Source organism: Bradyrhizobium genosp. SA-3 (assembly GCF_004212635.1).
Taxonomy (GTDB): domain Bacteria; phylum Pseudomonadota; class Alphaproteobacteria; order Rhizobiales; family Xanthobacteraceae; genus Bradyrhizobium.
Genome location: NZ_PSRT01000220.1, coordinates 1 through 9,529, shown reverse-complemented (window position 1 = coordinate 9,529; position 9,529 = coordinate 1). Strand labels below are relative to the sequence as shown.

General features: G+C 65.7%; 6 protein-coding genes and 1 pseudogene. 4 read left to right on the top strand and 3 right to left on the bottom strand.

What is annotated here, in order from left to right; all coding sequences use genetic code 11:
• Positions 1-119: 119 nt before the first annotated feature.
• Complete coding sequence (locus CWO91_RS40190) at positions 120-2,597, bottom strand: PAS domain-containing hybrid sensor histidine kinase/response regulator (RefSeq protein WP_130220870.1); 2,478 nt, start codon at positions 2,595-2,597, stop codon at positions 120-122.
• 208 nt (positions 2,598-2,805) lie between these two features.
• Between CWO91_RS40190 and CWO91_RS40185 the strand changes: the two genes are divergently transcribed.
• From CWO91_RS40185 to CWO91_RS40170, 4 genes are all read left to right on the top strand, one after another.
• A complete protein-coding gene (locus CWO91_RS40185; RefSeq protein ID WP_130220869.1) occupies positions 2,806-3,876 on the top strand; it encodes a zinc-binding metallopeptidase family protein in 1,071 nt (356 codons plus the stop codon).
• Positions 3,877-4,065: 189 nt separating this feature from the next.
• Positions 4,066-6,081: an acetyl-CoA carboxylase biotin carboxylase subunit gene (locus CWO91_RS40180; protein ID WP_130220868.1), complete on the top strand. Its 2,016-nt coding sequence runs from the start codon at positions 4,066-4,068 to the stop codon at positions 6,079-6,081.
• 189 nt (positions 6,082-6,270) lie between these two features.
• Complete coding sequence (locus tag CWO91_RS40175) at positions 6,271-7,137, top strand: isocitrate lyase/PEP mutase family protein (RefSeq protein ID WP_130220867.1); 867 nt, start codon at positions 6,271-6,273, stop codon at positions 7,135-7,137.
• Entirely contained in the window at positions 7,134-7,433 is a 300-nt protein-coding gene (locus CWO91_RS40170; RefSeq protein WP_091889695.1) for an acylphosphatase, read from the top strand. Before CWO91_RS40175 ends, CWO91_RS40170 begins: the two co-directional genes overlap by 4 nt.
• A gap of 141 nt (positions 7,434-7,574) precedes the next feature.
• Here the strand turns inward: CWO91_RS40170 and CWO91_RS40160 are convergent, their stop codons facing one another.
• Both CWO91_RS40160 and CWO91_RS40155 read right to left on the bottom strand, forming a co-directional pair.
• Complete coding sequence (locus CWO91_RS40160; protein WP_130220865.1) at positions 7,575-9,095, bottom strand: PAS domain-containing sensor histidine kinase; 1,521 nt, start codon at positions 9,093-9,095, stop codon at positions 7,575-7,577.
• Positions 9,096-9,256: 161 nt separating this feature from the next.
• Positions 9,257-9,529: pseudogene (locus CWO91_RS40155) on the bottom strand (LysR family transcriptional regulator); the annotation flags it as partial.

The window sequence follows — 9,529 nt, the reverse complement described above, 5'->3', positions numbered from 1 at the left end:
GGGGGAAGATCAATCCAGAATCTTTCCGCTGCGACAGTCTGGATTGCTTCGCTGCGCTCGCAATGACGGAGTTTGTGGCAAATTCCTGTTGTCAGAACGCTCACAACGCCCAATCACGTTCACCTTGCCACCGACAGCTTCTGCGTGATCGCCTTGCGCAGGATGCGCGAGAGCGATTCCACCGAATAGGGCTTCTGGATCAGCTCGAAACCGCGATGCGCATTCTCGGCGAGCACGTTGCTGTAGCCAGAGGTGAGCACGACGGGCAGGCCCGGATAGCGCTCGCGGATGATGCCGGCGAGCTCGACGCCGTTCATGCCGGGCATGATGACGTCGGAGAAGACGAGGTCGACGGCGAATTCGTTCTCGCCGAGAATCGCCAGCGCCGCGTTGGCATTGGCGACGCGGCGGACGACATAACCGAGATCCTCCAGCAGCTCGGTGGAGAAGCGGCCGACCTCGTCATTGTCCTCGACCACCAGCACGCGATAGCCGCGCCCGGTGGCTGCGGCCTCATAGGTCAGCGCCGCGGCCTCCTTGTCAGTTGCAGGGCTCTGTGCCTGCGGCAGATAGATGGTGAATGTCGCGCCTTTGCCTTGCTTGCTCGTCACCGCGATGTCGCCTTCGGACTGCTTTGCGAAGCCGAAGGCCTGGCTGAGGCCGAGCCCCGTGCCCTTGCCGACCTCCTTGGTGGTGAAGAACGGCTCGAAGATCAGGTCGAGATGTTCCGGCGCGATGCCGCAGCCGGTGTCGGTGACCGAGATGGCGATGTAGTCGCCGCCGCGCGCCGATTGTGCGCGCAGGCTCGGAATCCCAAAGACCTTGCGCACCGCGATGACGAGGCGCCCTTCGCCGTCCATGGCGTCGCGGGCGTTGACGGCGAGGTTGATCAGCGCGCTCTCGAACTGGGCGATGTCGGCCACGGTGAAGCAGCCGGCATCCTCGATCTCGACCGCGATCTCGATGCGGCCTCCGACCAGCGGGCGGATCAGTTGCGCGACGCCCTCGACCTGGCTGCCGACATTGAAGATCTGCGGCTTGAGCGGCTGCCGCCGCGCGAACGCCAGCAGCTGTGCAGTCAGGTTGGAGGCCCGCTCGACCGTCTCGGAGATGGCGTCGACATAGCGGCGGCGGCGCTCCTCCGGCAGCTCACGGCGGCGCAGGAAATCGGTCGCCGAACGGATGATGGTGAGGAGATTGTTGAAGTCGTGCGCGACGCCGCCGGTGAGCTGGCCGATCGCCTCCATCTTCTGCGACTGCCGCAGCGCTTCTTCGCCGCGCCGGCGCTCGGTGATGTCGACGGCCTCGGGCACGGCGCCGGTGATGTTGCCGTGGCGGTCGAGCACGGGGCGCATGCCGAATTCGAAATCGCGCTCGCCGATGGGAAGGCGCAGCTGCATCTCCAGCCGCACGGCTTCGCCCTTGAGCACGGCATCGAAGGCCTCGCGCACCAGCGCGCTCATGCCCTCCGTCGCGCAGAACCAGGGCGTCTCCCACAACGGCTTTCCGATGACGTCCGAGGAATTCGCCTTGATGCCGTCAAGCGCAGTCTTGTTGGCGTAAAGCAACTCGCCCCTGAGATTGACGAGGCCCTGATACTGGTTGCTGGTCTCCAGGATCGCACGCAGCCGCGCCTCGTTGGATTCGAGCTCGGCGGTGCGCTGGGCGATGCGCTCTTCCAGCGTCTCGTTGAGCTGCCGGAGCTCGATCTCGGCCTGCTTGGCTGCGGTGATGTCGTGGGCGACGCCGATGAAGCCGATATGCTTGCCGGTCGGATCCCAGCGCGGCTGCGATTCCGAGCGCAGCCAGCGCCATTCCCCCTTGGCGTTCTTGTAGCGTGCTTCCAGCACGAACGGCTTTAGCGACGCTTCGCCCTGGACGGATTGCTGGAGCACATGCGGCAGGTCGTCCGGATGCAGCACCTTGCGCCAGTCGAAGTCGATGGCCTCATCATAGGGCAGGCCGACGAAATCGACATAGGCCTGGTTGGCGAAGGACCGCTTGCGGTCGAGCTTGGTCACCCAGATCGGCACCGGCGCGCTGTCGGCGATCAGCCGGAAGCGTTCCTCGCTCTCGCGCAGCGTCTCGCGCGCGAGCGCCTGGGCGGTGATGTCGATGTGGGCGCCGACGAGGCGGATGGCGCGGCCGTCCTTGTCGCGCTCGATCTTGGCAACGACCCGGATCCAGCGGGTCTCACCGTCATTGGGGCGGATGATGCGGTATTCGGCGGTGTAGTCTTCGCTCGTTCCGGCGAGAGCCTCGAAGAAATGTTTGACGGTCGCGTCGCGATCCTCGGGATGGATGCGGTTGACCCAGTCCTCGTGCGTCTCGTCCGAGGCCTCCGGGGGCAACCCATGGATCATCAGATATTCGGGCGAGCGACGGTTCTTGAAGCCCTCACGGAAGTCGACCTCGACGCCACCGACCTTGCCGATGCGCTGGATGCGCGCGAGCTCGGCCTCGCGCTCCTGAAGCGCGCGATAGGCGCTGTCACGCTCGCGCGCGACGTCTTCGAGGTGCTGGCGCAGCCTTGCGGCAGCGATGGTCTCGGGCAAGGGTTCGTTCAAGGCATGGGCCGTTGTCATGCGGGTGCGCACGTGGCGGACCGATATTCACACAGACGGAGCGTGATGGCCATCGCTTAGAAGGGAATATGCTGGGAAGGACGCGGATTCCGGCGGGTATGAACGAACGCCTCCGCCGGCTATTTGTTCCTGACGTTGGAACGATGCGCCCTCTGCGCGCGTATCTGCGAGGCGCGACAACTCTGATTCCACAAGACTCCCTTTGCGAAGAGGCTAGATCTTGAAGCTCTTTGTCTGCCAGGCCTGCGGCAACGTCCTCTATTTCGAGAACCGCGCCTGCGAACGCTGCGGTCACCGCGTGGCCTTCCTGCCGGAGAAGGAGACGATGTCGGCCGTCGAGCCCGACGGCGAGGCCTGGAAGACGCTGGCCGACGCGGGCGAAAGCCGCATGCTGTGCCGCAATGCCGAATACGATTCCTGCAACTGGCTGACGGATACGGGCGACAGGACGGGCTATTGCCGCGCCTGTCGTCACAACGGCATCGTGCCGGATCTGTCGGATCCGGCGCAGCTCGCCGGCTGGCGCGAGCTGGAGGTGGCAAAGCACCGCCTGTTTTATTCCCTGATCCGCTGGAAGCTGCCGCTCCAGACCAGGCAGGATAATCCCGCGCATGGGCTGATCTTCAATTTCCTTGCCGACGATCCGCACAGCGGGGAGAAGGTCATGACCGGCCATGACAACGGCCTGATCACGATCGCGCTCACCGAGGCCGACGACATCGAGCGCGAGCGGCGCAGGCTCGAGATGGGCGAGCCCTACCGGACGCTGCTCGGGCATTTCCGCCACGAGGTCGGACACTATTTCTGGGACGTGCTGGTGCGGGACGGCGGCAAGCTCGACCAATGCCGCGCCATGTTCGGCGACGATTCGGCCGATTACGGCCAGGCCTTGCAGCGCCATTATGCCGAAGGCGCGCCGCCGGATTGGCAGCAGAACTACGTCTCGGCCTACGCGACGACGCATCCGTGGGAGGACTTCGCCGAGACCTGGGCGCACTATCTCCACATCGTCGACACGCTGGAGATGGCCGCCGAGTTCGGCATGGAGGTACGCCCCAAGGTCGACCGCGACGGGGAGCTGACGACGCGCATTCGTCTCAACCCCTACGAGGCCCGGGATGTGGAGGCGCTGGTCAGCGCATGGCTGCCCTTTACCTTCGCCATGAACAGCGTCAACCGCGCCATGGGCCTGCGCGACCTCTATCCCTTCATCCTGTCGCCCGCAGTGATCGCCAAACTGGGCTTTGTTCATAGCCTCGTGCGGGACGTGGCCAAGGCGGGGAAGCCGTAGGCGGTGCCAGGGCCCGCCGGCTCCGTTCCGCAGGCCCGTTCCGGTCTTGCGCTGGTACGCCAGAGGGGAGGGATTTAGACCGTTGCCTCCGGCCCATTTTGATGTACCACGGGGCCACACGGCCCGTTTCCGATAGGCCCCAACGGCCAGGAAAGGGTCCCCCGCCCAAGGTCGAGACTCAAGAAAAGCATGTTCAAACGCATTCTGATCGCCAATCGCGGCGAAATCGCCTGCCGGGTCATCAAGACTGCCCGCCGGATGGGAGTTCAGACGGTTGCGGTCTATTCCGAGGCCGACCGCGATGCCCTCCATGTCGAGATGGCCGACGAGGCCGTGCTGATCGGCCCGCCGGCTGCGGCCGAGAGCTATCTGGTGATCGAGAAGATCGTGGACGCCTGCCGCAAGACCGGCGCCGAGGCCGTGCATCCCGGCTACGGCTTCCTGTCCGAGCGCGAGGCGTTTCCGCGCGCGCTGGAGGCGGCCGGTCTCGTCTTCATCGGCCCGAACCCCGGCGCGATCGCTGCGATGGGCGACAAGATCGAATCCAAGAAGGCCGCCGCCAAGGCCAAGGTCTCGACCGTGCCCGGCTATCTCGGCGTCATCGAGGACGACAAGCACGCGGTCCGCATCGCCGATGAGATCGGCTATCCCGTCATGATCAAGGCCTCCGCCGGCGGCGGCGGCAAGGGCATGCGTATCGCGCACTCCAAGGCCGAGGTCGCCGAAGGCTTCAACCTCGCCAAGGCCGAGGCCAAGGCCTCGTTCGGCGACGACCGCGTCTTCGTCGAGAAGTTCATCGTCGATCCCCGCCACATCGAGATCCAGGTGCTGGGCGACAAGCACGGCAACGTCATCCATCTCGGCGAGCGCGAATGCTCGATCCAGCGCCGCAACCAGAAGGTCATCGAGGAGGCGCCGTCGCCGCTGCTCGACGAAGAAACCCGCCGCAAGATGGGCGAGCAGGCCGTCGCGCTGGCCAAGGCCGTGCATTACGATTCCGCCGGCACCGTCGAGTTCGTCGCAGGGCAGGACAAGAGCTTCTACTTCCTGGAGATGAACACGCGCCTCCAGGTCGAACATCCCGTCACCGAGCTCGTCACCGGCATCGATCTCGTCGAGCAGATGATCCGCGTTGCCGCCGGCGAGAAGCTCGCGATCGCGCAGAAGGACGTCACGCTCACGGGCTGGGCGGTGGAATCGCGCCTCTATGCCGAGGATCCGTTCCGCAACTTCCTGCCCTCGATCGGGCGCCTCGTGAAATACCGTCCGCCGGCGGAAGCCAGCATGGATGGCATCACCGTGCGCAACGACACCGGCGTGCAGGAGGGCGGCGAGATCTCGATCCATTATGATCCGATGATCGCCAAGCTGGTCACGCACGCACCCTCGCGCGCCGCCGCGATCGAGGCGCAGGCGACCGCGCTGGACTCGTTCTATGTCGACGGCATCCGTCACAACATCCCGTTCCTGTCCGCGCTGATGCATCATCCGCGCTGGCGCGAAGGCCGCCTCTCGACCGGCTTCATCGCCGAGGAATTCCCGAAGGGCTTTGCGGTGCGCGTGCCCGAAGGCGAGGTCGCGCGGCGGATCGCTGCGGTCGGCGCCGCCATCGATCACGTGCTGGGCGAGCGCAAGCGACAGATCTCGGGCCAGTTGGGCGGCCGCATCGTGCAGCGCGAGCGTCGCCGCGCGGTCTGGCTTGATCACCAGGAGATCCTGCTCGAGGTCGGACGCGAGGGTGAGGCGATCGCGGTGCGTTTCATCGATGCCGACGGCAAGGCCGGCAATGCGCATCTGTTGCAGTCGCCGTGGAAGCCCGGCGATCCGGTCTGGCAGGGCACCATCGACGGCCAGTTCATGGCGGTGCAGGCGCGGCCGATTGCCAATGGCATCCGTCTCGCGCATCAGGGCGTCGAGGTGCCGGTCTATGTCTGGACCGAGGCGGAAGCGGCCTCGGCACGCTTGATGCCGGTGACGACGGCCTCCGATAGCGGCAAGAAGCTGCTCTGTCCGATGCCGGGCCTCGTGGTCTCGATCGCCGTGAACGAAGGGCAGGAGGTCAAGGCCGGCGAGACGCTCGCGGTGGTCGAAGCCATGAAGATGCAGAACGTGCTGCGCGCCGAGCAGGACGGGACCGTGAAGAAGATCCACGCCAGCGCCGGCGCGACGCTCGCGGTGGACGCGCTGATTTTGGAGTTTGCGTAAACGTGTGAGTGAGGCGGGCGGTCTGCCCGCAACCACCGTCATTGCGAGGAGCGGGCGACAAAATTGCGATTTTGCGCTGAAGCGACGAAGCAATCCAGTTTGTTTCCGCGGACACATTTCTGGATTGCTTCGCTTCGCTCGCAATGACGGGGTATGCTGCGGCCTCCGTGATTTAACCGAGACAGCACCATGGCCTTTCGTTCCCGCCGCGAGAAACTGCGATCGATCCTGTCGGGCGGGACTTGCGTCCGTCCCGGCTCGGTCTACGACGCCATCTCGATCCGCATTGCCGAGGACCTCGGCTTTCCGCTCGGCATGTTCGGCGGTTCGGTGGCCTCGCTCGCCGTGCTCGGCGATCCCGATGTCACGCTGATCACGCTCACCGAGCTTGCCGAGCAGATGCGGCGGATGTCGCGCGCCTCCGCGCTCCCCGTTCTCGTCGATGCCGATCACGGCTATGGCAATGCTCTGAACGTGCGCCGAACGGTGCAGGAGCTGGAGACGGCGGGGGCTGCCGGGCTCACCATCGAGGACACGCTGCTGCCGGCGGCGTTCGGCGAGGCGAAGATGCAGCTGATCCCACTCGAGGAAGGCGTCGGCAAGATGAAGGCGGCGCTCGAGGGCCGCAGCGATCCCTCGCTCGTGATCATGGGCCGCACTGGAGCTGCCTCGATCACTTCGATCGAAGATGCGATCCGGCGCGCCATGGCCTATGAAGCGGCCGGTGTGGACGCGCTGTTCTTCACCGGCATCAAGTCTCGCGCGGAGCTCGAGGCCATCGCATCCGCCACGCACCTGCCGCTCGTGCTCGGCGGCGCGCCGGAGGAATTGAACGCGACCGACTATCTCGAGAGCCAACGCGTGCGCATCGCCCTCCAGGGACATGCCCCGATCGCGGCTGCAACGCAGGCCGTGTACGAGGTTCAGAAAGCGTTGCGTGACGGCACGGCGCCGAAAGCGCTGAAGGGATTGCCCGCAGCGGAACTGACCAGCCGCGTCATGCGCGAGGCCGACGTGAAGGCGCGCAACGCCAACTTTCTTGGGCTAAAAAAATGAGCCGGGCGATCCTCCAGGTCATGATCCGCGGTCGCGTCCAGGGCGTCGGCTACCGCGCCTGGGTCGAGTACCAGGCGACCACCAGCGGTCTCGAAGGCTGGGTCCGCAACCGCCGCGACGGCAGCGTCGAGGCACTGTTCGCGGGCGCGCCCAAGCACGTCGCCGACATGGTGGCACTGTGCCGCCACGGCCCGCCGTCCTCACGCGTCGACAGCGTCACCAGCGAGACCGCCGGGGCCGATGAGCTGAACCTGCGCCGGGCAGGGGAGGCGTTTTCGGTGTTGCCGACGGTGTGAACGCTCGCAACTGGTCGTCATGCCCGGGCTAGTCCCGGGCATCCACGTTCTTCGTGCGACGGGGCTAGACGTGGATGGCCGGGACAAGCCCGGCCATGACGGCGAGGAGGCTTCGGTGCCTCAAGCTCTCGAAGAGAACAATCACCTTGGCAGCTTCGAAATCGCCTCGCTCAGCTCGTGGATTTCATACGGCTTGCGCAGGATCGGGAAATCGCCGCGCACGCCGGCGGCGACCTCGGCATAGCCGGTGGCGAGCAGGATTGGCAGGCCGGGGCGGATCTGGCGCAGGTGCTGGGCGAGGCTGAGCCCGTCCATCTTGCCGGGCATGACGATGTCCGAGAAGACGAAGTCGACGCCGTTCGTCTCGATCTCGCGCAACGCGGCTTCGGCATCAGCGACCCTGCGCACGCTGTAGCCGAGCTGTTCCAGCAGGCCGACGCTGACGGATGCGACCTCGGGATTGTCCTCGACCAGCAGCACCGTGCCGCTGCCGCGGAACGGTGATGCTCCCGCCGTCTCACGCGATGGCGCGTCGTCTGCGCGCGGCAGGAGGATGGTGAAGGTGGTTCCTTTGCCGAGCTCGCTTGCGACTTTGATCGTTCCACCCGCCTGATGGGCAAAGCCGTGCACCTGGGAGAGGCCGAGGCCGGTGCCTTTTCCGATCGGCTTGGTCGTGAAGAATGGCTCGAAGATCTTGTCGAGGACGTCATCGGGAATGCCAAGCCCGGTATCGGTGACGTTGATCGCGACGAACCTGCCGGCGAAGGGGTCCTCATGCAGCGCGACGTTGTGCGCACCGATCGTCACCGTGCCTCCGTCGGGCAGCGCATCGCGCGCATTGATGACGAGGTTGAGCAGCGCGGTCTCGAGTTCGGAGACGTCGGTCTTGATCGGCCAGAGATCGGGGCTGATGTCGAAGGCGAGGCGCACGGAGCTGCCGACGCCGGCATCGAGCACCTCGCGGATCGCGGCGATACGCTCGGCGAAGTCGATCGCCTGCGGATTGACGCTCTGCCGCCGCGCGAAGGTGAGCAGCTGGTTGGTCAGCGCCGCGCCGCGCTTGGCGGCGGTCTCGATGGCCGAGATCGCGCGCTGCAGCTTGGCCTCGTCCTTGGCCCCTCTCTTCAGCATGTGGAGGCTGCCGCTGATGATCATCAGGAGATTGTTGAAGTCGTGGGCGACCCCGCCGGTGAGCTGGCCGAGCGCATCGAACTTCTGGGACTCGGCGAGCTGCTTCTGCATCGCCTCGAGCTTGATCTGCGTATTGCGGCGTTCGGTGATGTCGCGCGTGATCTTGGCGAAGCCGACCAGCTCGCCGTCCTCGTAGATCGGATCGATCACGACGCTGGCCCAGAAGAACGTGCCGTCCTTGCGGACGCGCCAGCCTTCCTCGTCGAAGCGACCCTTTTCCCGCGCAAGGCCCAGAGCGCGCGCGGGCTTGCCGTTGGCGCGGTCGGTCTCGGTGTAGAAGCGGGAAAAATGCTGGCCGAGGATCTCCTCGGGCGCATAGCCCTTGATGCGCTCGCCGCCGATGTTCCAGCTCGTGATGATCCCGTCGGGATCGAGCATATAGAGGGCGTAGTCCGCAACGCCTTCGACCAACAGCCGGAAACTGCGTTCGCTCTCGAACAAGTCTCTCTGTTGACTAGACTTTTTTATCATTCCGGACCCCGCCTCGACGGGGACAAACGCTGGGGGCGCCGGATTGGTTCCCGGGACCTGGGACATTTTTAGGCAAACATCAGGGGGCCGTATGCAGATCGGCTATCCCCCACGAGACGCTGCGCAGGGCGTTCGAGGCGATCCTGTGAGCGTTCGCGGCCTCAAGCCGGCACGCTCCGGAACGTCGCCGCCACCGCGCGCAGCGCCGCCAGCTTGGCGGGATCGCTGACCTTCGAATGCAGCATCACCTTCGAGCTGCCGAGTTTCGGCAATTTGTGCGCCGGCCCGATGTCGACCAATCCGGGAGGTGCGATCCGCCGCGCCAGCGGCGCAATGGCAAGTCCGGCAAGCGCGGCCGCGACCACCGCGGTGACGCCGCCGCCGACGAAACGCTCGCGCCAGGCGATGCCGGCCTTGTCGAGTGCGCGCACGGC